We start from the raw sequence: 21811 nt of genomic DNA on the forward strand, positions 1-21811 counted from the left end.
CTAAGTGACCGCATCATTCCCATGTGACTGGGAGGGCAGATGGCTCTCGACCTCGCGCCCCGTCGCCTCCGCGACGCCCGACGGCGCCACACCAGGTCGGCCGCGGTGGCCACCGGAGTCCTCATCACGGGCCTGCTCACGGTCCCCGCCCACGCACAGCCGGGCACGGGCACGGGCACGGGGTCCGGAGCGCCGATCGGAACGGTCGCCAGGGCGGTGGGCGACGCGAGCTTCGCGCCCGGACCCTGCCCGAAGACGCCGGAGCCGATCGCCGAGCTCGACGGAGCCCGCTGCGGAACGCTCACCGTGCCCGAGAACCGCACCACACCGGACGGTCGGAAGATCAAGCTCGGTGTCGCGATCGTGGCGGCGGCCGCCGACAAGCCGAAGTCCGACCCGATCGTGTGGCTCGCCGGCGGACCCGGCGACGACGCGGTCGGCGAGGCGAAGATGGCGATCGACGGCGGGCTGAACCGCGACCGGGACGTCATCCTCATGTCCCAGCGCGGCACGTACTCGGCAGATCCGGCGCTCACCTGCGCCGACATCGACGAGTTCAACGCGCGCGCGACCGGGCTCGTCTACGACGCGCCGTCCACCGGGCGCGAGCACGTCGCGGCCACGAAGACCTGCCGCGACGCACTGGCCGCGACCGGCGCCGACCTCGGCGCCTACAACGACATCGAGAGCTCCGCCGACCTCGCGGACCTGCGCACCACCCTGGACATCGGGCAGTGGAACGTGTTCGGCATCTCCTACGGCACCCAGCTGGCGCTCGTCTACATGCGCCTGCACCCGGAGGGGGTCCGGTCGGTCGGCATCGACGGCATCCTGCCGCCGTCCACGGCGGGGTCGGCCCTGACCTGGAGCGCCGCGAAGCAGGGCTTCGACGGCCTGTTCAAGGCCTGCGCGGAGCAGCCCGCCTGCAACGACCGCTATCCGAAGCTGCCGGCCACCTTCGAACGCCTCGTCCGCGACCTCGAAGCCAAGCCGGTCACGACCACCGTCGCGCTCCCCGACGGCAAGCGGGTGAAGGTCGTCCTGGACGGCGGAGCCCTGGTGAACTGGATGACCTCCGCCACCCACGTGGCGGAGCAGGTGCCCGCCGCCCTCGACGAGCTGGCCCACGGCAAGCCCCAGCGGATCGCCCAGCAGTGGGCGGTCGGCAAGTACAGCCCCCAGGCCATCGGTCGGACGGCGCACGGGCTCGTCTACGGGGTCTTCTGCAGCGAGTGGACGCCGTACGAGACCCAGGCCCAGGCACTGCGCGGAGGCCAGGAAGCCTTCCCGTCGTTCCCCCGATCGGTACAGGCCCAGGCCCCGCAGCTGAGCTTCCTGCGAGAGGACTGCGACGCCTGGAACGTCCCCGCGGCGCCGGCCTCGATCCGGGACGTCACGACGAGCGACATCCCCACCCTGGCCCTCTCGGGCGGCTTCGACGCCCAGACCGGCGCCGCCAACGGGCCGTACGTCGCACGGACGTTGAGCAGGGCCACCGTGGTCACGGTCCCCTACGAACCCCACGTGGTGTTCGCCACCTCGAAGTGCGCGCAGCAGATCACCCTCTCGTTCTTCGACTCCCCGACAGCGCCGAACACCGGCTGCATCGCCGCGCTCACACCGCCGGCCTTCGAGATCGGACCCGGAACCGCGGGCTGAACCGCCGCCCGGAGAAGGCGGCCCGGCTCCGGCCCGATCGCGTCCGCTCCCCCCTCCCACCCCGTCGGAGTCACCATGGCAGCGCCTTCGGACCCACCTCGCCCGCCCCGCTCCGGGACGTCGCTCCTGCCGGTCCCGCTTCCCCTCACGGTCCTGATCGTGGTGGCGGTGTCCGTGGGATCGTGGCTGCAGTTCTCCGAGCGGCAGGCCATCGACACGGTCCACACCATCGGATCCACGGCCGTCGACCGGGTGGACGTGGAGGCCAACGTCCAATACGTCGACGCCGCGGCCAGAGAGCTGGTACTGCGGATCCGGGTCGCTCCGCGCGGCACCCTCGGCGAGGAGGAGGGGAACGCCCCCGTGGCCGACCTCAGCCTCGAAACCTCCACGGCCACCGTCGGCGACCTGGCGTTCAAGGCACACGAACGGCTCACGACCAGGGACGTGAAGGTCGCGCTCACGGGTGGATCGATCAGCGACTACCCGTTCGACACCTACGGGACCGACATCGGGTTCAGAGCGCTGCTGGGTGGCGAGCAGGTGCCGGTGCAGCTGCTGTTCTCCAACAACGACACGCTCTTCTCGATCTCCGCCACACCCTTGCCCTCCCAACAGGTCGCCGTCGCGGAACTGGAGTTGAACCGGTCGGCCAGCCTCCTTCTCTTCGCGTGCTTCATGATGGTCGTGATGTGGGCGCTGGCCGGGTCCGTGCTCATCGGGGCCTGGTACCTGATCACCCGCAACCAGGGCCTGGTCTGGCCCGCCCTCTCCTGGATGGCCGCCACCCTGTTCGCCCTCGCGGCGTTCCGCAACACCGCCCCCGGCACACCTCCGATCGGCTGCGTGCTGGACTGGTTCGCCTTCCTGTGGGCCGAGACCGTCATCGCCCTCTGCCTGATCGCCCTGGTCGTCACCGGCGTCCGCACCGCCCTCCGCCCGGACGAACCCGGCTCCTAGTGCTGTGGCGGGCCCTGCGACGGGGCGCAGGAGACGACCGCGCGCAGCGTGCCGGCGGTCGACAGGTCCACGGTCACCTCCCCCGCCTCCGTCCTGAGCACGAGCCGCCCGGCGGTCGTGCTCAGCGGCTCCCCGCAGAAGCTTCCGGCGGGGGTGGTGACGGCGATCCGCGGACCGTCCTTCGCCGGCCCGTACCAGGTCAGCGCCACGGCCGCGGTCAGCAGCGCGGCACAGACCAGGGTCGCCGACACACCGCGGGTCAGGGCCCGTGCGGCGCGCAGCGCCTCCTCGTGCCCGGCGGTGACCGGCCCGGCGGGCAACCTCCCCGGGGCCGGTGCGGGCAGTGCCGTCGCGGCCGGACGGCCGTGGGCGGCGCGCAGCAGCAGGACCGCGCCGCCCACCCCGCACAGCAGCGCACACAGCAACAGCCCACCGACCACGGCGCCGTAGGACCCCGCGAGCGCCCCCACGTCCGTGCGCCCCTTCAGCAGGCCGAACCCGATCAGTCCGGCCAGCAGCGCCCCCAGCCCGTTGCGCCAGGCCAGTGCCGATTCGCGGACCCGCGACAACTCCCCGTGCAGCAGCCGGCGCCCTCGGCGGGCGGCCATCCGGTCGGCCGGCGTCCCGGCCGGTCCGGGGAGGGCCCGCCAGGTCATGGAGCCGCCCGCTCCAGCAGGATGTTCCAGTAGGCGCCGCAGCCCTCCTCGTCGGCGGGCCGCCCCGCGTGTTCGGTCTCGCACACGCACAGGACGGGCACCCGCAGGGCCTGCGCGGCCCGCCCACCGGCGGAACGGCCACCGACGGGCCGGTGGCGGTAGACGCGGCGGGTGTACGAGAAGTCGAACGGGCAGGCACACCGCGGACAGGCACCGCTGAGCACGGCGCCGTCCGCGGTGCCGGTCACCTGCAGCCCGGTGGTGTACGAGGCCGCGTAGGACGCCGCGGTGACTTCGAGGTAGGGGAGCACGGTCAAAGGCCGCCGCCTTCCGGGGTGAGGGACCGGGCGGAGGCCGGACCGGTCCGCGTGGCCCCCGCACTCCGATGCTGCCACGCGGACCGCCGCAACGTCCGGCCGTTCCGGGCGCCCGCCGGTCGATTGCCGGGCGGGTTCCGCGGGCGCGCGCAACTGCCATGCGGGGAACGGGATCACGAGTGATGATGGTCTCGATTCGCTTGCCTGGGAGGGGTGTTGGGGACACAGGACGAACCTGCGGAGCCGCTTGCCGACGAACTCGCCGACCGTGCACGGGAGCTGGTGCGCCGCTCCGAGGGAGCCAAGGTCCTACCGGTCGCGGAGGGGCCGGCGTCGGGCCCGTCGGCCGCCGAACGGGACGCGCTCATCGAGGAGATCCGGCTGCTGCTCCCCGATCTGGCCGGCCGGCCGCAGGACGAAGCGCTGCTCCCGGTGGTGCTCGCCCGACTGGGTGCGCTGATCGGTGCCCGCTGGACCGAGGAGCGCGGGGAGGCCGACCGCAAGGAGGCCATCGCCCTGTTGCGGCGGGCCCGCGGCGGCGACCTGCTCGATACGGAGCGGCACACGGACGCGGCGCGGGACCTGCTCATCCTGCTGGCCGGCCGGTTCGGCGCGCGCACACCGCTGGGCATGGAAGCGGTGCAGAGCATCCTGGACGCGTCGGTGCCGGAGCACCTCGGCGGCGTCGGGCTGATCGAGGCCTCTGCCGAGATCGAGCGCCTCGCCCACGAACTGGCGGCGAGCAAGCGTGGGGGGTTGCCTCCCGGGATGGCCGAACTCCTGTCCCTCCAGACGGACTTCCACGCGGCGCTCACCGCCCAGGACGGCCCGGGGCTGCACCGCCTGATGAGCCGGATCGACACCCTGAACCCGGATCTGCTGGGCCCGGTGGCACCGCTGGTCACCATGTTGCGCCGGATGGTGCCCACGTCACCGCAGGACCTGCCCACGACCGGTCTGAAACCCCCCACCCGGGACGAACAGCTGGAACTGCTGCCCCTGATGGGCCTCATGGCCGAGATCGTCCAGCCGGGCGCGCTCTCGACGGACCAGATCTCCGACCTGATCGGGGAGGCCGCCGGTCCCGCGCCGAAGACGGGTCTGGAGGTTTCCGACACCGTGCTCGCGGCGGCCCGCACGCTCCTGGGCGGGCGTACCGGCGATGCCGGCCAGTACCAGGAGGCGTTGCGGCTGCTGCGCAAGGCCGCCGACGAGCACCCGCAGGACGAGACCTTCGCCTGGCTCGTACGGGGCGTGCTGCCCGGACTGCTCGCCGGATCCGCACTCACCGGCGGGAGCAGGCTGGACTCCGCCGTGGCCGGGCAGCTCCTGGAACAGTCGCTCACGCCCGGTGTCGGCCCCCTCGTCGCGCAGCGGCCCCCGGGCCTGCCAGGGGCCCTGGACATGCTGAACACGAACCGGCACCTGCTGCTGATGACGCAGCTGTCGGCGGCCTCCGACGCGGACGACGTACCGGCCCTGGAGGCGCTGATCGAGGAGGTGCTCGATCTCCTGGACGCACTCGACTCCCCGGACGGAACCGGGTCCACCGGCGGAACCGAGCCCGCCGCGGCGACCGAACCCGCCGACGCGCACGACAGGCCCCCGGGAGCAGCGGACAGGCAGCGGTTCATGCCGCTCTTCCTTCTGGGCTACGCCCACATGGCCCTCGCGAAGGCCACGTCCGACGCCGGGGCCCTGCGCAACGCGGCCCACCACCTGGACCAGGCGTACGCGGCCGCGGAGTCCCAGCCCTTCCTGCGCCGGCTCATGGACGCCATGTGGGCGCCCCTGCTGGCCCTCACCTCCTTCCTCGACCCGCAACCCGAGCGGGTCGCCGCGGCGGTGGAGCGCGCCCGGGCCTCTCTCCTCGACACCCCCGTCCTCGCCGACCAGCGCATCCGCACCCGGATGGGCATCGCGATGACGCTCACCCTCCAGTACCGGGCCGCGCACGACCCGGCCCTGCTGGACGAGGTGCTCGCCGAGCTGGAGCGGGCCCGCGAGGAACTGTCCTCCGGTACCGCTCAGGTGGCCTCCGCGCTGTACTGGGACCTGGCCGAGGGCTACGCCACCCGCGCGGGCCGCGGCGCCGGCCCCGATCTCGTGCGGGCCGTCTCGGACGCACGCGACTCGCTGAGCGCGACGGCCGCCGACGTACTGCTGCAACAGGGCGTCCAACACGGGCTGGAGGTCGCCCGCGGCGGCGCCGCACGCGGGCTGGTCGCCGCATCCTGGGCTGTCCGGAGCGGCCGCCCGGACCAGGCGGTGGTCTGTCTGGAGGCCGGCCGCGCGCTCGTGCTCGCGGCGGCGGCCGTCTCGGCCACCGTGCCGGAACGCCTCGCCACGCTCGGGGAGGAGGAGCTGGCCCGGCAGTGGCGTGACGCAGGGACGGGCGCGGGCGCCGCGACGCCGGGCGCCGGACCGGCCGGACTGCTCGCGGCGCTGCTCGACGCACCGCCCCAGGGGCCCGAACTGCCCAGCGCACTGCGCCGCCGGGCCCTGGAGCTGCTGCGCGGCCGGGACGGCGGGCAGGACGGGGTGCCCGAAACCGCCGAACTGCGGGACGCGGTCGCCCGATCGGGCTCCGACGCACTGGTCTACCTGCTGCCCGGCCAGGGGGACGAGGAGGGCTGGGCCCTGGTGCTGGAGCCGGACCGGCCACCACGGGCGCTGCCGCTGCCGGCCCTGTCCGGGCCGGGCCGGGCCCCGGTCGCCGCCTACCTGGAGGCCACCGCGGCCCGGTTCTCCGCCCGCCGCGGCGCGGCACGCTGGGAGGCCGCTCTGGACGCGGTGTGCGACTGGGCCGGGGCGGGGGTGATGCGGCCGCTGCTGGACGAACTCGGCCTGTGGGAGAAGGGTCTGCGGGAGGCGGACCTCCTCACCGATCCCGGGTCCGCGCCGACCGCCGCACCGGTGCGCCTCGCCCTCGTCGCCTGCGGAAACCTGGGCGTGGTGCCCTGGCAGGCCGCCCGGATCGCCGTCCCGGACCGGTGGCGCGAGGCCGGCGCGCCGGCCACCGTACGTGCCTGCGAACCGGTCGTGCTGACGTACGCCGCCTCGGGGCGGGAGTTCCTGCGCGCGGTGGGGACCCGCAGGCTCCCGCTCGCCCGGGGGCAGGCCCTGGTCTGTGTGCCCGCGGGTCTCGACATGGCCGAGGACGAGGTGCTGGCGGTGCACGACGCGTACTACCCGGAGGCGGTCCTGTACGGGGAGTTCGACACCCGCACGTTCGCACCTCCGCTGCCCGAGGGCACTCCGTCCGAGGTGCTGGGCCTGCTGGGCGCGCCGAAGCCCGGGCGGCGCCCGGTGGCCGTCGTCCACCTCGTCTGCCACGGTACGGCCGGCGCGGACCCGGGCTCCTCGGTGCTCGAACTGGGCCGGCCCGCCGGCGCCGGCCCGGAGGCCGGCCGGCTGTCCGTGACGCAGCTGCTCGACACCCCGGCCGGTCCGGCGGACGCGGAACGGCCCCTGGTCGTCCTCAGCGCCTGCGAGACCGACCTGAGCACCCGCGACCACGACGAGGCGCTGACCGTCACCACCGCGTTCGTGCACGGCCTGGCGGCGGACGCCGTGGGCTCGCGCTGGAAGGTCAGCGACGACGCCTCGGCCGTGCTGATGACCGTGTTCCACCACCACGTGGCGGCCGGGCTGGCCCCGCCCGACGCCCTGCGGGCGGCCCAGCGCTGGATGCTGGCCCCGACCCCGCTCCGGCCTCCGGTCCCGGGCCTGACAGCACACTTGCGGCGGACCGCGGCCCGCCCGGAACTGTCCGGACCCGCCTTCTGGGGCGCCTTCATCCACCAGGGAAACCCGGCCCCCCACCCGGGCGGGCCGCTCCGGCCCGCCCGCCGCCGGCCGGCAGAGCGCGGAAGGAGAAGCAACCGCATGACACCTGATGAGTTCGTCGCCCTGCTCGGCGAGCACTGGCCGCGGATCCTCGCGGCACTCGAACCGGCCGACCGGGAGGAACTGGCAGCCCTCCTCCAGGGCCTGGCCGAGGCCGTCGACCCGCAGGCCGTACAGGCCGCGCTGCGCCGCATGCGCCGGCTGCTGCGCGTCCTGCCCGACGAGCACGCCGTGACCGCGGCCCTGCGGGACGGCGTCCGCTTCGTCGGCGCTCCGGCCGCCCCGGAGGTGGACCGCGTACCGGTACTGGCCCTGCTCGCGACGCTGCGCGGTACGCCCGATCCGCACCCGGTACGCACCCGGCTGTTGGCGGCCCCCGCCCTGGCCGCCACCGAGATCGCGGCCGCCACCGGCGATCCCGGGCTGATCCGGCTGCACCACCCGGAACTGGGCGACCGCTACCCGCGGTTCCAGTTCGCGTCGGGCACCACCCGGCCGCTGCCCGTGGTGGGCCTGATCAACCGCCTGCTCATGGCCGACCGGGACCCCTGGGGCGCGGCCGACTGGTGGCTGGGCGAGAACCGCTGGCTGCGCGGGGTGCCGGCCGAACTCCTGGGCTCCGTACCCGACGAGGAACTGACCCGGGCCGCACGCGAACTGGTGGAGGGCGACGGATGACCCGCCAGATCCCGCCCACCGGACTGCCGATGGAACCGCTGACGCGCACCCTGCCGGCCGGCACCCGCCTGTGGCGGCTGCACCTGGACCGCTACGAGGCCGCCGAGTTCAACCCGAAGCTCGCCCACGAGTTCTTCCGCGGAAGCCGGTTCGACGCCACGGAGAAGGACCCGTACCCCTACCTGTACGCCGCCCTGGACCCGGTGACCGCGCTGTCCGAAGTCCTGCTGCGCTCGATCGAGTTCGACGACGCCACGGGCATCCGCCTCGTGCCCTGGGCGCAGGCGTCCCGTTACCGCCTGTCGGTACTGCGCACGACCGCGGAGCTGTCCCTGGTCGACCTCACCACCGCCGAGGGCCTGGCCGCGGTCTGGCAGGACACCTGGCTCGTGGACTGCGAGGAGGAGGACTACGCCAAGACCCGCTACTGGGCCCGGCTGATCCGCGAGCACAGCGCGCGGGCGGACGGCCTGCTGTGGCAGTCCAAGCGCTGCCGCCCCCGCGCCGCCCTCCAGCTGTTCGGCGACCGCTGCGCGGGCGGTCCGCTCCTCACCGAACCCGACGCGGCCCTGCGCCTGGCCTCGGTGGACGGCGTGCACGAGGTGAACGCCCTGCTGGAGCCGTTGCGCGCCCGCATCTCGCTACCGGACATGCTCTAGGCACGGCGACCCAGTTGGACCGTGCAGCTGACCCGGGGGCCCAGGCGCAGTCGGTCCCCGTCGGTCAGCGGGTACGGCCTGCCGGCCACCAGGTCGGTTCCGTTCAGCCGGGTGCCGTTGACCGCGCCGGGCAGTTCCTCGGTGACGGTCGCGGACCCGTCCTCGGCGACCGTCACCCCGGCGTGGCGTGCCGAGACCGTGTGGTGGTGGGCGAGCGCGGCGGCGGTGCCCGGAGCCCAGTTCGGGTCACGGCCCAGCCCGGTCACCGTACCGGGCACGACGGTCAGGGTCAGCGGGACCTCCAGGAAGCGCAGTACGGCGGGCAGGCAGGCCGAGGGGTCCGGCGGGCGCGGTTCCGCCACGACCGGCCCCGAAGCGGGACGGGGCCGCACCGGGATGATCGGCGACACCTCGTCCCAGTCGTCCCACTCGTCGTCCCGGCCCTCCGCCCCGGGCGTGCTCATCCTTCTCCCGCCAGGGTCTCGATCTCGATCTCCACCTGTCCGTCCTCGCTCTCGTGGACCCCGCGCACCCGTACCGTCGCCCCCGCGCCCGCCCCGGGCCGGTCGAACAGTTCGCAGGCCAGCGGGTTGAGCAGGTGCGTCTCCAGCACCATCCCGACGCCCCGACCGCCGTTCCACAGGTCCCGGGTGCAGTACGTGGCCAACTGGGCCCGGGCCTCGGGCGCGAGCTCCAGGCGGAGGCCGTGTTCGGCGGCCAGCTGGCGCCGGATGTTGCCGATCTGGAGGTCGAGGATCCGGCCGGCCGTCTCCTCGGTGATGAATCCGAAGACCACGACGTTGCCGCCGATGCGGTTCATCAGCTCGGGCCGGCCCACGACCGCCTCGAAGTGGTGCTTGACGTTCTTCTTCACCTGCCGGGCCAGTTCCCGGTAGGGGGTGCCGGGCTCGACGATCCACTTGCGCTCCTCGGTCACCGGATCCGTCCGCTGGACCCCGAGGTTCGAGGTGAAGATCAGTACGCACTCGCTGAAGTACGTCGTGACTCCTTGGCCGTCGGTGAGGCGCCCGTCCTCCAGCACCTGGAGGAACTTGTCCAGGACGCCCTTGTCCGCCTTGTCGATCTCGTCGAAGAGGATCACCCGGAACGGGTTCGCGCGCACCGCCGTGGTCAGTTCGCCGCCCGCCTCGAAGCCGACGTATCCGGGCGGCGCGCCGACGAGCCGGTCGGCGGAGTGCGCCGCGGAGAACTCGCTCATGTCGAAGCGCAGGTAGGCCTGGTCGCTGTCGAAGAGCACCGAGGCGACCGCCTTGGCCAGCTCGGTCTTCCCCGTGCCGGTCGGTCCGGCGAAGAACAGGGTGCCGCGGGGCCGGTGCCCGGGGGTGCTCGCCTGGGCACCGGACAGGCCGAGCGCCGCCCGCTTGAGGATGGCGAGCGTCATCGAGACGGCCGCCTCCTGGCCCAGGACCCGGGCGGGGATCTGCCGCTCCCCCGCGCTGATCCGTTGCCGGACCTCCTCGCGCCGCCACGGGTTCTTCTCCACCCCGAGCCGGTAGACGCGCACCGCGTCGGGCATCGCCGTGAACGGCATGCGGCGGGCCAGCGCCAGCCGGGAGCTCTCCCGCATCGCCCGCAGGCTCAGACCCGCGGCGGCCCGCGCGAAGGCGTCCGCGGCCGAGGTCTCCCGCTGCCCGGCCTCCCCGTGCCGGCGCTCCCCCGTGCCGAGCTCCGGTACCGCGGGCCCGTCCCCGGCCCGGTGCGCCGCCGCCTCGGCCTCGGCGTGCTCCCGCTCCAACAGCACGGCCATGCGGCGCCGTTCGTCGGCATCGGGTTCGGGGACGGCGATGGTGCGGATCCGCTCGCTCCCGGAGACCAGCCAGTTCGGCAGGTCCCGTTCGCCGTCGGCGAGCCAGATGATCGGGTTGAACAGCTCGGGACCGGTGGGGTCGGCGGTCCGCAGCGAGGTGAGCGGGTTCGGGGGGACGAGCGGGGCCGAGTCGGCCAGTTTGAGGCAGGCGACGAAGAAGTCCCGCTCCGCCTCGGTGAGCCGGCCCGGGTCCGCCGTCAGCCGTGCGGCGTGGTCGATGATCAGGGCGACCCGCAGCGGCGCCGGTTCGGCCCCGCCGTTCGGCGCCGCTTTGCGCCGGTCGGCCCAGCCCGCCACGAGCTCTTCCAGGAGCGGTACGGCTTCCTGGAGTTGCGGCGCCCGGTGCGGACGGCCGATCCGTGCCAGGGTGTCCGGCCCGCTCTCCGTCAGCAGGTGCTCGACCAGCTCCTTCTCCGTCGCCTTGAGCACCCAGAAGCCCGAGATCTGGTCGTAGGCGACGAGCGCCTGGTAGCCCTGACCGCGCAGGGAGTTCCACAGCATCTCGAACAGGGTGACGTGACGGTCGCCCCTGGGCCTGCGCACCAGGTACTGGTCCCGGATGTTGCCGTGCAGGACGTACTGCGCGTGCACGCTGAGCGTGCCGGTCAGCTCCTCGACGAAGAGCGGACCGCTCTGCTGCGGCGCGGCCGTCTTGACCATGCGGTCGGGGGTGCTCATCAGCCCGTCCTCCTGCGGTCGTCGCTCACATACCGCACCTTGGGCCCTGCGGGCCGGTGGGCCGTCGGCCCGGGTGCGGCCGTACGGTCCTGCTCCTGCGCCCCCGGTTCCGCCATCTCCAGGACGATGGCACCGTCGCCGCCCCGCACCCCGGGGACGGCCGACCCGCTCTCCGTGAAGGACAGCGGCAGTTCGAGGCCCCACCGGCGCCCCGCCTCCCGCAGTCCCTCCATGTGCCCGCGCGCCTCGTGGCAACGCCGGGCGTCCAGGGCCAGGTCCGCCGGGCCGCGCGGGCCGGTGTGCTCCTCGTACATCGTGACCAGTTCGGTCCTGCCGTCGCGCACGGTGATCCGCAGCCAGTGGCCGGGCCACCAGCCGGCCGGGGTCAGGTCGAAGCACACCGGTCCGTCGGCGCCGCCGCCGGTCCCACCGGCCGTCCCGGCGCCCGCGGCCGCCGGAGCGGCGAACCGGGCGACGGCCCGCCCGAGCAGTTCCCGGGTGTAGCGGCCCTCCAGGTCCGTGAGCCGCTGCGCCACCTGCCGGTCCACCGCGCGCTGCTCGTCCGGGGTCAACGGCCGCCCCTCTTCCAGGGCCTTGCGCAGCAGGCCGGTCTCCTCGGCGGCCGGGGTCGGCCCCGGTTCGCCCGGCGGTGCCTCGGTGAGGAGGAAGTCGAGCTGGACGGCGGCCTTCTCCTGCGCGGCGAGCCGGGCCCGTACCGCACGGTTGGCGTCCGTGACGAAGCGGCGCGCCTCCCGCAGGTGGCTGCGGGCCTTCGCAGGCCGCTCCGCGGCGCATTCGACGGCATGGCGTACGGCCGCCACGGCCAGCTCGGCGTCCTTGGCATCGGCTCCCGGCTCCAGCAGCGCCAGCAGCTCGGCCCCCGACTCCTCGGCCTCCGGGCGGCCCAGCCGCTCGGCCCCGGGCGGTTGGGGCAGGGCGGCGGGCACGGCCGCCACCGGGGCCGCCTGGTGGGCTCGTACGGCGGCCTCGCGGCGGGCCAGCATGCGGCGGCGCCAGTCCTCGCCGTCCGGGGCGTTGGCGGCGTGCGTCGCCTGCTCCATCGTCCAGCGCGCGTGGGCCGCCTCCGCATCCCACAACGCCCGCTCCATCAGGGCCAGTTCCGCACGCAGCTCGCCGAGTCGGGCGCCGTTGCAGTGGAGGGGCGGCGGCAGGTCCGGGAGCGGCGGCGGGGGCGTGTCGGGCAGGGTGGCGAAGGCCGTCCGGCGTACGCGGGCCAACAACGCGACGCGGCGCGCGTTGGCCCGTACCGCCGCGAACGCGGCCGCCTCCCACTGGGCGGTGGCGGCGGCGGCGATCTGCTGACCGCGCTCCAGGCACCGCTGCTCGTCGGCGGCCCGGACCGCTGCCGCGGCCAGCACGTGGGTGGTGACCAGCGCGGCGCGTCCCACGAACAGGGCGCCGCTGAGCGCGCCCAGGGCGACGAGGGCCGGCTCCACGAGTTCCTGGAGGGCGTGGCCCGCGGCGTCGAGGGCGTGCGAGGCGGCCGCCCCGGCCCCGTCGACGGCGTGCGAGGCCCCGTGCTGGAGCAGCGTGCCGTCCGTCAGCGCGCCGTGGGGCAGGGAGCCGGCCGTGTGGTGGAGGACGTCGCTCGTTCCCGGCACGTGCGCGGCGCCGGGGAAGCCCGCCGAGGCGGGGTTCGGGTAGCTGACCGTCGGCAGGATCTCGAAGATCGAGGGGTAGGCCAAGCCGTGGCTCATCGGTTCCTCCGGGTGGGTGCGACGGGCGGACCGGGTGCGGCGACCGGGGCGGACCGGCGGCGCGCTCGGGTCCCGCGGGCGTCCCGGGCGTGCCGGCGCCACTCCCACCAGCGCCGTACGGTCCACACCATGAGGGCGGCGACGGTCCCGGCGGGCCAGACCCAGGGGGCCCGGGCGACGGCCCAGAGGCCCAGTGCCCCCAGCGCGATCAGGACCGCCGCGCCCACCGCCTCGCTGCGCCGGCCGCGCGATCGGGCGGCCCGGGCGGGCCGCTCGCCGGTGCGGATCACCAGGCCCGCCAGGGACCGCGCGGGATGGTAGGTGTGCGGGCCGATGTAGACGGCGATCCACAGCTCCAGCGCGAAGACGGCCGCGGCCGCGGGCAGCGCGAGCATCCAGGCGAGGACCACTTCCCGCTGGTCGGCCCGGCCGAGCAGGTCGGCCAGCCCGATGACGAAGGTCCACGGCGCGGTGGCCATGGTCGCCCCCAGCAGGGCCCAGCCCAGGGCCGGCGGCCGGTCCAGCCGCCGCAGGAACTCGGAGCGGGCGTCCAGCTCCTGGGCGAAGAGCCGCTCCAGTTCGGCCACGCGCAGCTCTTCCCGCCTGGCATCGGCCTCCTGCCGGGCGAGCCCGGACAGCAGGAGGGCCGCCAGCAGCCGCAGCGGGTTCTCGTGGTCGGTGCGCAGCGCGCGGTACCACGGGGGCGGGGCGCCCCCGCCGCGCCGGTCCCAGGCGGTGCGGCGCAGCAGCAGGCCGCTCATGCCCTCCGGTTCGCGGGCGAGGCGCAGCAACCGGGCGTCCAGGTCTCCGGTGCGGTTCAGCGATCGCGCCGCGGCCCTGCGGTCGCTCGGGCCCCCGCGTACGAACAGGTCCGCGGTCGCCTCCCGCCAACTCTCCCGGTAGTGCTCCCAGCGCCGCTGGACCGCGTCGAGCCCTTCGCCGCCGGGGCGGGCGCTCAGCAGGTGCAGCAGCCGGTGGCGGACCAGGGCCGCCACCAGCTCCCGGCTGCGGTCGTCGCCGCGCACCGCGTCCCGCTCCAGCTCCGCGATGCCGAGGGTGTCCAGCGGAACCCCGTGCCAGGAGGCGGGCAGCAGCGGTCCCATCCAGTTGAGCAGGCGCAGCGTGGTCGGCGGGTCCGGGGGCTGGGCGAGCAGACCGCGCAGCGCGTTCAGTTCCTCGGTGTCCTCGGGGGACCGGCCGGGCCCGGCGGCGAACTGGCCGAGCCAGGCCACCAGCCGCTCGCGCCCGCGGCGCGAGCGCAGCAGCTCGTCGGCGGCCCGCCACTGCAGGTCGAGCCGGCGGGCCAGTTCCTCGGTGCTGGCGACCTCGCGGCCCAGGAAGGCGAAGGGTTCGGTCGCGGAGCGCGGCGGCAGGTCCTCGGGCGCGGCGCCGGTGGTGCGCGGGGCCACCGGCGGGGAGTCGCCGGCGAGCCAGCGGGCCACCTGGTCGGCGCCCCAGCGGTGTTCGGGGGCGCGGGTGAGCAGGCCGTGGCAGAGCATCAGCAGTCGCGGGTCGGTCACCAGCGGGAGTTCGGGGTCGTGGGTGGCGATCTCCGCGAGCACCTCCTCGTCGCCGCGGAAGTCGATGGGGTGACGTCCTGCGGCGAGTTCGGCCACGACCATTCCCACGGACCACCAGTCGGCGGCGGGGGTGACGCTCTGGCGGTGCGTGCTCGCCTCGGGAGCCAGGTAGAGGGGCTTGCCCTTCCAGTCCCGGCGGCGCGGGGAGTCCTCGTCCGCGCCGGTGTGCACGGCCGCTCCGAAGTCGACGAGGACCAGGTCGAGGCGGTCCTCGTTCTGGGTGCGCACCACGATGTTGTCCGGGGTGACATCGCGGTGGACGACGTCCTGCTCGTGGGCGGCGCACAACGCCTCGTGCAGGTGGGCGACCACCGTGCGGACCAGGGGCGCGGGCAGGGCGCCGGGGCGGCGGGCGTGGTACTGGGCCAGGGTGGTCTCGCCGTAGGAGGGGAGCAGCTCGTACGGATGCCCGTCGGCGCTCCCGTGCTCCAGGACGCGTACGACGTGGCCGCCGAGGTCCCCGCTCAGCACCCGGCGCACCTCGGGGTCGGGTGCGAAGGCCCGGTGGTACCACTTCATGACCAGCGGCACCGCGGGATCCCCGTGGCGGGCCTCGCGGTCCTTGACCCGGGCGACGACCGCCTGGGACGGGCGCCGGACATCGCTGAGGACCTCGGTGAGGTCGAGGCGTTCGCTCAGTGCGGCGGGTACGCGGTCGAGTCCGCGGCGGGTTTCCTCGGGTCCGGAGGTGAAATCCTCACCGAATCCCTCGGGGTCCACTTCCGTGGGCGGCAGCGTCGTCATGACTTCCGGATCCCATCGAGAGAGGGAGTGCATAAATGCACGATATTTTCTGGAGCATTTGCGACATCCACCCCGAAGGACCTCGATTCGAAGGGTCCGGATTTACCCATTCCGGATTTACCCATTCCGGATTCATGGAGTCCGGATTCACGGAGTCCGGGCTCACGGATTCCCGACCCACGGGGCAGCGGGTCGCAGGGATTCGGTTCACATATCCCTCGCGTCCGATCGGCGCCGGGCAATGAGAACAGATCGTTCCGGGCCATTCCCGGTACGGGCCGACCTCGAATCCGGCAACCACGATTATCGTGTCGGCCATGAGCCCGCAGACCCCCGCGTCCGCGCCCGACCAGCGGTCCCCCACCGCCCCGGCAGGCGCCGAACTGCCCTCCCACGCCCAGCTGACGGAGGAACTGCACACCCTGCGCCGGCCCGGCCTCGCAGGACTCAGACGCATCCGGCCGGAGGCACTGGGGCGGGCCGCCGCCGCGGCCGGGTTCGCGGCCGGCTCCGCGGATGAGCCCGCAGGCATCGAGGCCCTGCTCCAGGCCGCCGCACGACGGCTCGCCGCCGCACCCGGCCCGGCGTCCGAGGACACCGACGGCCGTCGCGCCGACCCCCTGGGCCGGGCCGCCGCCCACACCTTCGGGCTGCTCCCCGGCCGGCGCGGCGCCCCCGCCCAGGACCGCCGCAAGGCCGCGGCCGCCGTGTACGGCGTCACGGCGGAGCGGTTCCGCCGGGGCCAGGAGCAGGAGGTCATCGCCGAACTCGCGGGCGCCGCCCTCGCGCTGGCCCGCGAGGCCGCGGCCGAGCCGCCACGCGCCGAGGACGCCGGCGCGCTGCCCGACCCGCCCGCCCGCGCGGCCGGGCCGGCGCTGCCCGCGGCCACGCTGCGGCGCATCACCGTGCACGTGTCCTCCGTGGAACTGCTGCGGGACATCGACATCCTGGTGTCCTCCGAGAACACCCACATGGAGATGTCCAAGACCTTCCGCCCGACCGTCTCGGGCGCGCTGCGCCGGGCCGCCGCGGTGCGCAATGCGGGCGGGGAGATCACCGATGACGTGCTCACCAGGGAACTCGGCGACTGGATGCGCGCCCACGGCCGCACCGGCCTGCCGGTGCGGCCCGGCATCGTCGTCCCCACCTCCGCGGGCGCCCTCGCGGAGCGCGGGATCCGCCGCATCTACCACGCGGCCGTCGTCCGGCCCCTGGGCAACGACGTCCGCTACCAGGTGGACCCGCAGACACTGGCCGACGCCGTCGCGGCCGTCTTCGCCCGGGCCACCGCCGAACGGGAGGCGTACGACCCGCCCCTGACCTCGATCTGCTTCCCCCTGCTCGGCGCCGGCCAGGGCGGCCTTCCCCCCGTCAAGGCCGCCCGCTGGCTGCGCTGGGCCGTTCAGGAGGAGCTGAGCCGGCACCCCGACTGGACGGTGCACTTCGTCGCCCGCCGGCCCGAGGTCGCCCGGCTCCTCACGGACGCCAGCTCCGCCCCCTGAGTCGCAGCCCATGCTCCTCCAACCACCTTTCGTAGAAGACGAGTTCCCCCCTGGCCGGTACGCCCAGGAGGTGGGCGGCCGGGGCCTCGCCGGGCTCCCGCCCCGGCTCCACCACGACCTGGACGGCCCGGCCCGTCGACCGCCGCCCCAGGTGGGGCGCGTAACGCTCCCGGCCCAGCGCGGTGCGCGGGAGCAGCTGCTGGTTCGCCGAACCGCGCCAGGCGAGCCCGGTCGGCTCGGCGATCCGGAACCTCCCCGCGATCACCGCGTCCGCGTGCCGCAGGGCCCGCAGCCTGGGCGGGTCCCACTCCGCCTGTTCGTAGCCCGTGTAGACGAGGAAGTCGGGGCGCGGACCGTCCCGCGCCCCTCGGACACCCGCCGCCTCGCCGCGCAGCCGGTCCGCCCCGGCCAGGAACTCCTCCAGGGCCCGGGCCTGTTCCAGCGGCTCCCCACCACTGACGGTCAGGCCCTGCGCGCCGCGGTCCAGCGCGTCGCGCCACAGGTCGAGCAGCTCGCGCACCGACGACCTCGCGCCGCCACCCGGCGCCCAGGTGTGCCGCGACATGCACCCCGCGCAGGCCAGCGGACAGCCCTGCAACCAGACGCCGAGACGTCGGCCGGGACCGAGCGTCTCCAGCGGGAAATGCGTCCCGCTGATTTCGATGCGCACCGCACCCTCCCCCGGTGGACGGGAATCGAGTATCAACGGAATTACCCGCCCACCGCAAACCTTTCCCGAGAATAATCCGGTCGTTTTCCGGGCGACAACCAGTCGACTTCGGGTGGCGCACGCCGGGGTGGGGGAACCCATCGAATTACGGCACTCTTTCTGCTTTCCTTCGGTTACCCTCCTGCATCTGGAGCGAGGGCAGCGGAGAAGGGGGAATCCGTCATCATGATCGCCACGGACCAGATCCGAGGACCCGCGCGCCGGGCCCGGCTCGGGCGGGCAACCGCCTACCGGGCCCGGCGCCGCGGCCGGCTCGACGCACCCGGCCTGCGCCCCCTCCTGCCGACGCTGCCGCCACCGGAGCCCGGCGCGCTCCTGGAACTCCCGGAGATCGTGACCCCGTTCGTGATGGAGGCCCAGGCGGGCGCCCTGCGCGCCGTCGGGCAGTTGCGCTCCCGCCTGCTGCGGGACAAGCGGCGGCTGATCATCGAGATCCACGCGGAATCGGTGCGCGTGGTGACCCAGTACGACGTGCGGGCCGAGCCCTCACCGGCCGCGCTCGCCCGCTACGGCAAGACGGTCGGAGGCTGGCGGGCCGACGCCGAGCTGTGCCGTGCCCGGGCCACGGCCCTCACCCACGAGGCCAATCAGCGGCTGGCCTGCTACTGGGACGCGGTGTGGTCGACCGTCCAGACCGCCCGGGCCGAGGAGCGCCGCCTGGCAGCGGAGCCGCGCCGCACCCGGCGGGGGACCCGGACGCCCCAGTGGGCCCGGACACCGCAGCCGCCCCCGGAGCCGCCCCTGACCGGGCCGGCCGCGGGGCCGGCCCCAGGACCGGCGTGGGCACCGGGATCGGCGTGGGCACCGGCCGCCCCGGGAGGACCGGCGCCGGCCGGGGCGGCGGGGGGACCGGCCGACCCGCCCTTCACCGCCCGTCCCGTGCACTGGCTGCCGGGCCGCGTCACGCTCGACGCCACCTGGAACCACGTGGACGCGTGGCTGCTCACCGGAGGAACCCCGGTACAGGCCCCGCCGGCGGGCGCACGCACCCACGCCGTCGCCCGGGCGTTGGAGATCCTCGACACGCAGCCCAGGAGGGACGGGGCGAGCGCCCCGACCGGCCACCGGCCGCGCCCGGCCGCCGACCAGCAGGGGGGAATGCGATGACGTCCCACCACCCGCGGCCGCGGGTGCGCCCGCTCCGCGCCCGGCCGCCGGCCCGGCTGCTCGCCGCCCTACCGCTGGCCGTCCTCGCGCTGGCCGCCCAGCTCGCCGTGGTCGGCTGTTCCAGCGAGAAGCCCGCGGCCGCCGGCACGCCGTGCGCGGTCGTCCTGGACGGCTCGGGCTCCGGTTCGCCCAAGGACGGGTTCGACGCGAAGGCCAAACTCGACGCGACGATCGTGCCGTTCATGAAGAAGCAGGGCTGCGGCACGATGGCCTTCGCGCCGATCACCCGCTCGTCGAAGGCCTCCCGGTGCCGGATCAACGACGTCGACCTCGATCCTCCGGCCGAGAGCACCGACGACGTGGCGGCCGTCAGGCAGGAGGCCATGACCCGGGCCGTGGTGGCGGCCCGCGCGATGCTGAAGTGCGCGCAGGAGACCGAAAGCGGATCCGACGTCCTCGGTGGAATCGCGCGCGCCGCCGAGGCGATCCCCTCGGGGGGCGCTCGCGCGGCCCTGCTCGTGGTCAGCGACTTCGAACAGGCGGACCCGGAGTTCTACCTGGACTCCAAGACCATTGCCACCCCCGAGGCCCGTACGAGCGCCGTCGAGAAGCTGGTCGGCCCCCGCGGGGTGCCGGAGCTCTCCCGCATGGACGTCTACCCGGTCGGCTACGGCATGAGCCACGAAGCCAAGCCCAGCGAGTACGAGCCGTTCGACGCCTTCTGGACGGAGATCCTGGAGAGGAGGGCCAAGGCCCGTGTCCACGACGACTACCGGCGCTGATCCCGGCCCCACGCCCCGCCGGGCACGCTTCGCCCGGCCGTTCCGGCGCCGGCCCGACGCCGGAACGAGCGCCGCCCGCGGCGTGCCGTCGCCCACCCGGCCGCAGCGCCGCCCCTACTCCGTCGAGGACCCGGACCAGCGCCGATTGATGGCCGAGGCCCGCCGCCGCGGCGCCAAAGCGGCCAAGAACGGCGTGCTGGACCCATGGGTCCTGGCCAGCGGGGACCGGGTGCCCTACTTCGCCCAGTTGGCCGCCGTGCGCGACCTCGTGCGCAGCCGGCTGAGCGCGGACGCGGCAGAGGAGGCGGCCCGGGCGCACACCGAGAAGGCGAACGCCGTCTCGGCCGCCGCCGGCCACGAGCAGGAGGTGCGCAGGATCGAGGACCAGCTGGCGGAGAGCGCGGGCTGGCTGCGGACGAACCGCTCCCAGCTGGACCGGCTCGCCGCCCGGGCCGTGCGCTGGGAGCGGTTCCGGGACGGTGTCCGGGAACAGCTGGAGGAACGCTGGCTGCGCGCCCGCTTCGGCCACATCGACCCCGATCCCGACCGGGCCGAGGGTACGGACGGCCGCGCGCGCGGGGACGCGGACGGGCGGGGCTCCGGGGCTCCCGGCGCCGCTCCCCGCAAGGCAGGGGCCGAAGACCCCGACCACCCCCACGGGGACGGGGCGGACGACGCGGACGACGGCCGGGGGGCGCCGGACGTGCCGGCCCTCGGCCCCGAGGACGAGGACTGGCAGTCCGTGGATCCGAGTCCGGCGGCCGCCTCGGCGGCCGGCGTCGGCTCCCGCCGCGACCCGGCCGATCCCCGTGCGGCGTACCGGCACGCGGACCAGCAACTGCAAGGCGAAGAGGCCCTCTTGTGGGAGGGGTTGTCGACGCGGCCCGGTCTGCCGCGCTGGATGGTGTGGGCCCTCCTCCTGGTCATCGCCGCCGTGGAGGTGCCGATCTACTGGATCGCCTTCCAACCCTTCCACGGGGCGGGGAGCACGGAGTCGGACACCCTGTCGGGCACCCTGGCCATCTCGGCGGCCCTCGTCATGGTGGTCGTACCCCACCTCGCCGGCCGCGCCCTGCGCAGCCGGTCCGGCACCGCCTCTGCGATGGGCATCGGACTGCCCGCGGTCGCCCTGCTCACGGCGTGGGGGTTCTCCGCCTGGGCCCTCGGCGACCTGAGGTCCAAGCTGGTCTTCCGGCACCGCGCTCCGCAGCCGCTCTCCCCGGATCTCGCCGGCGTGGCCGGCATCGGGGAGCTTCAGCCGCCTCCGACGCTCGTCGACAGCCTGCACCTCGAACCGACCACCGTGACCTGGATGTTCGTCGCCCTGCTCCTGCTCTCGGGAGGCATCGGCCTGCTGCTCGGGCTGTTGCGGGAACACCCGTACCTCGACTCCTACCGTTCCCACCTGGAGCTGCGTGCCCGCCTGGTGCACGCGAGGGAGGCCGCTGCCGCTGCCATGGGGCGGGCGCGAGCGCTGGAGTCGACCGCCGACGCACGCGCCGAGCTGCGCGAGCACGCCCTCAACGCCCGGCTGCGGTCGACGACGGACCTCTACGAGGCCGCGGCGCACGCGTTCCTCCAGGAGGTGATGGAGAAGGCGGCTGATCCCGCGGTCACCGAGTCCGCCATGCGCCTCTCGTCGCGCACCTGGCCCCTACTGCCCGCCACGCCCGCCACGCCCTGAGGCGGCGGGCCCGGAGTACGACGGAAGCCGTATCGGTTCCCTCCGATACGGCTTCCGGCTTCCGGCTTCCGGCTTCCCATGACCCCAGCGGGCCGGTATCGAAGGCGCTCGACCCGGTTGCGGACGTACAAGGGAATCAGGCTTCGTCGGCCGCGGTGTCGCCGGCGGTCGGGACGGTCTTCCTCCTGCGGTAGAGCACCGCCCCGCAGACCGCGAGGAGGAGCAGGGCCACGGCGGACACCCCGAGGGCCGTCCGCTCGGCGAAGAGCCTTCCCAGCACTTCGAGTACGCCGATCCCCGCGGTCGCGTAGATCAGTGACCAGGCCGCTCCGCCCACGAAGAGGGCGGGGAGGTAGCGGGGCAGCGGCATGCGCATGGTGCCCGCGATGAAGTTGGCGGCGGTCTGGAATCCGACGGTCAGGAAGGAGACGGCCACCACCGGCGCGCCCCACCGCTGGATCGCCCGCTCGGCGCGCTGGAACTTCGCCGAGGAGGTCCGCCCGGCGAACCTGCTCCGTCGGGCGCCGGCCGCGGCGAGCCACCCGATGGCGAACGTCCCTCCGGCGCGGAGCAGGACGATGACGTAGAGGGCTCCGGCGGTGAGCGCGATCTTATCCACGACGCCTCTTCGCGGGCTCCGCGCCGACCCGGCCACCATCTCGCACCTGCACCCTTGCCCC

General features: G+C 74.7%; 16 protein-coding genes. 8 read left to right on the forward strand and 8 right to left on the reverse strand.

Going from position 1 to position 21811, the window contains the following annotated elements:
* Positions 1 to 39 precede the first annotated feature (39 nt).
* Both ACIQWR_RS31560 and ACIQWR_RS31565 read left to right on the forward strand, forming a co-directional pair.
* The gene (locus ACIQWR_RS31560) at positions 40 to 1659 is read left to right on the forward strand and encodes an alpha/beta fold hydrolase (RefSeq protein WP_404016550.1); all 1620 of its coding nucleotides are present in this window, start codon (positions 40 to 42) and stop codon (positions 1657 to 1659) included.
* 75 nt (positions 1660 to 1734) lie between these two features.
* Positions 1735 to 2619, forward strand: a complete 885-nt coding sequence (locus ACIQWR_RS31565; protein ID WP_404016552.1) for a DUF4436 family protein — start codon at positions 1735 to 1737, stop codon at positions 2617 to 2619.
* Here ACIQWR_RS31565 and ACIQWR_RS31570 read toward each other — a convergent pair.
* Both ACIQWR_RS31570 and ACIQWR_RS31575 read right to left on the reverse strand, forming a co-directional pair.
* Positions 2616 to 3275, reverse strand: coding sequence for a hypothetical protein (locus ACIQWR_RS31570; protein WP_404016555.1), 660 nt, complete (start codon positions 3273 to 3275; stop codon positions 2616 to 2618). The two genes, ACIQWR_RS31565 and ACIQWR_RS31570, sit on opposite strands and share 4 nt — an antisense overlap.
* On the reverse strand, positions 3272 to 3592 hold the full coding sequence (locus tag ACIQWR_RS31575; RefSeq protein ID WP_404016557.1) for a hypothetical protein: 321 nt from the start codon (positions 3590 to 3592) through the stop codon (positions 3272 to 3274). The genes ACIQWR_RS31570 and ACIQWR_RS31575 overlap by 4 nt, the downstream gene beginning before the upstream one ends.
* Positions 3593 to 3805: 213 nt before the next feature.
* Here ACIQWR_RS31575 and ACIQWR_RS31580 point away from each other — a divergent pair, with 213 nt between their 5' ends.
* Entirely contained in the window at positions 3806 to 8119 is a 4314-nt protein-coding gene (locus ACIQWR_RS31580) for a CHAT domain-containing protein (protein WP_404016559.1), read from the forward strand.
* Positions 8116 to 8778 carry an RES family NAD+ phosphorylase gene (locus tag ACIQWR_RS31585; RefSeq protein ID WP_404016562.1) on the forward strand — a complete coding sequence of 221 codons (663 nt, stop codon included), beginning with the start codon at positions 8116 to 8118 and terminating at the stop codon, positions 8776 to 8778. The genes ACIQWR_RS31580 and ACIQWR_RS31585 overlap by 4 nt, the downstream gene beginning before the upstream one ends.
* Here the strand turns inward: ACIQWR_RS31585 and ACIQWR_RS31590 are convergent.
* The 4 genes from ACIQWR_RS31590 to ACIQWR_RS31605 are packed head-to-tail and all read right to left on the reverse strand — an operon-like array spanning position 8775 to position 15326.
* On the reverse strand, positions 8775 to 9242 hold the full coding sequence (locus ACIQWR_RS31590) for an FHA domain-containing protein (protein WP_404016565.1): 468 nt from the start codon (positions 9240 to 9242) through the stop codon (positions 8775 to 8777). The genes ACIQWR_RS31585 and ACIQWR_RS31590 overlap by 4 nt on opposite strands.
* Positions 9239 to 11284 (reverse strand): AAA family ATPase, encoded by a 2046-nt coding sequence (locus ACIQWR_RS31595; protein ID WP_404016568.1) that lies wholly within the window; start codon positions 11282 to 11284, stop codon positions 9239 to 9241. Before ACIQWR_RS31595 ends, ACIQWR_RS31590 begins: the two co-directional genes overlap by 4 nt.
* On the reverse strand, positions 11284 to 13002 hold the full coding sequence (locus tag ACIQWR_RS31600; RefSeq protein WP_404016571.1) for a hypothetical protein: 1719 nt from the start codon (positions 13000 to 13002) through the stop codon (positions 11284 to 11286). Before ACIQWR_RS31600 ends, ACIQWR_RS31595 begins: the two co-directional genes overlap by 1 nt.
* Positions 12999 to 15326, reverse strand: a complete 2328-nt coding sequence (locus ACIQWR_RS31605) for a protein kinase (RefSeq protein ID WP_404016574.1) — start codon at positions 15324 to 15326, stop codon at positions 12999 to 13001. The genes ACIQWR_RS31600 and ACIQWR_RS31605 overlap by 4 nt, the downstream gene beginning before the upstream one ends.
* Positions 15327 to 15643: 317 nt before the next feature.
* On the opposite strand from ACIQWR_RS31605, the gene ACIQWR_RS31610 reads away from it, so the two are divergent.
* Complete coding sequence (locus tag ACIQWR_RS31610; protein WP_404016577.1) at positions 15644 to 16828, forward strand: macro domain-containing protein; 1185 nt, start codon at positions 15644 to 15646, stop codon at positions 16826 to 16828.
* On the opposite strand, the gene ACIQWR_RS31615 is transcribed toward ACIQWR_RS31610, so the two are convergent.
* The gene (locus ACIQWR_RS31615; protein WP_404016580.1) at positions 16803 to 17498 is read right to left on the reverse strand and encodes a 4Fe-4S single cluster domain-containing protein; all 696 of its coding nucleotides are present in this window, start codon (positions 17496 to 17498) and stop codon (positions 16803 to 16805) included. The genes ACIQWR_RS31610 and ACIQWR_RS31615 overlap by 26 nt on opposite strands.
* A 225-nt stretch (positions 17499 to 17723) precedes the next feature.
* On the opposite strand from ACIQWR_RS31615, the gene ACIQWR_RS31620 reads away from it, so the two are divergent.
* From ACIQWR_RS31620 to ACIQWR_RS31630, 3 genes are read left to right on the forward strand one after another with little or no spacing between them, the layout of a single operon-like run.
* Entirely contained in the window at positions 17724 to 18665 is a 942-nt protein-coding gene (locus tag ACIQWR_RS31620; protein ID WP_404016583.1) for a hypothetical protein, read from the forward strand.
* The gene (locus ACIQWR_RS31625; RefSeq protein WP_404016586.1) at positions 18662 to 19447 is read left to right on the forward strand and encodes a hypothetical protein; all 786 of its coding nucleotides are present in this window, start codon (positions 18662 to 18664) and stop codon (positions 19445 to 19447) included. The genes ACIQWR_RS31620 and ACIQWR_RS31625 overlap by 4 nt, the downstream gene beginning before the upstream one ends.
* Entirely contained in the window at positions 19422 to 21131 is a 1710-nt protein-coding gene (locus tag ACIQWR_RS31630) for a hypothetical protein (protein WP_404016589.1), read from the forward strand. The genes ACIQWR_RS31625 and ACIQWR_RS31630 overlap by 26 nt, the downstream gene beginning before the upstream one ends.
* Before the next feature lie 136 nt (positions 21132 to 21267).
* Here ACIQWR_RS31630 and ACIQWR_RS31635 read toward each other — a convergent pair whose 3' ends face one another.
* A complete protein-coding gene (locus ACIQWR_RS31635) occupies positions 21268 to 21750 on the reverse strand; it encodes a DedA family protein (RefSeq protein WP_404016592.1) in 483 nt (160 codons plus the stop codon).
* Positions 21751 to 21811 lie beyond the last annotated feature (61 nt).

Origin of the sequence: Streptomyces sp. NPDC098789, from assembly GCF_044759975.1 — a bacterium.
Classification (GTDB): Bacteria; Actinomycetota; Actinomycetes; order Streptomycetales; family Streptomycetaceae; genus Streptomyces.

What these genes read in the sequence shown, in the direction of transcription:
- ACIQWR_RS31560 (WP_404016550.1), top strand. Translation starts at nt 40, where the DNA reads ATGGCTCTCGACCTCGCGCCCCGTCGCCTCCGCGACGCCCGACGGCGC.
- ACIQWR_RS31610 (WP_404016577.1), top strand. Translation starts at nt 15,644, where the DNA reads ATGAGCCCGCAGACCCCCGCGTCCGCGCCCGACCAGCGGTCCCCCACC.
- ACIQWR_RS31565 (WP_404016552.1), top strand. Translation starts at nt 1,735, where the DNA reads ATGGCAGCGCCTTCGGACCCACCTCGCCCGCCCCGCTCCGGGACGTCG.
- ACIQWR_RS31620 (WP_404016583.1), top strand. Translation starts at nt 17,724, where the DNA reads ATGATCGCCACGGACCAGATCCGAGGACCCGCGCGCCGGGCCCGGCTC.
- ACIQWR_RS31590 (WP_404016565.1), bottom strand. Translation starts at nt 9,242, where the DNA reads ATGAGCACGCCCGGGGCGGAGGGCCGGGACGACGAGTGGGACGACTGG.
- ACIQWR_RS31600 (WP_404016571.1), bottom strand. Translation starts at nt 13,002, where the DNA reads ATGAGCCACGGCTTGGCCTACCCCTCGATCTTCGAGATCCTGCCGACG.
- ACIQWR_RS31625 (WP_404016586.1), top strand. Translation starts at nt 18,662, where the DNA reads ATGACGTCCCACCACCCGCGGCCGCGGGTGCGCCCGCTCCGCGCCCGG.
- ACIQWR_RS31595 (WP_404016568.1), bottom strand. Translation starts at nt 11,284, where the DNA reads ATGAGCACCCCCGACCGCATGGTCAAGACGGCCGCGCCGCAGCAGAGC.
- ACIQWR_RS31605 (WP_404016574.1), bottom strand. Translation starts at nt 15,326, where the DNA reads ATGACGACGCTGCCGCCCACGGAAGTGGACCCCGAGGGATTCGGTGAG.
- ACIQWR_RS31585 (WP_404016562.1), top strand. Translation starts at nt 8,116, where the DNA reads ATGACCCGCCAGATCCCGCCCACCGGACTGCCGATGGAACCGCTGACG.
- ACIQWR_RS31570 (WP_404016555.1), bottom strand. Translation starts at nt 3,275, where the DNA reads ATGACCTGGCGGGCCCTCCCCGGACCGGCCGGGACGCCGGCCGACCGG.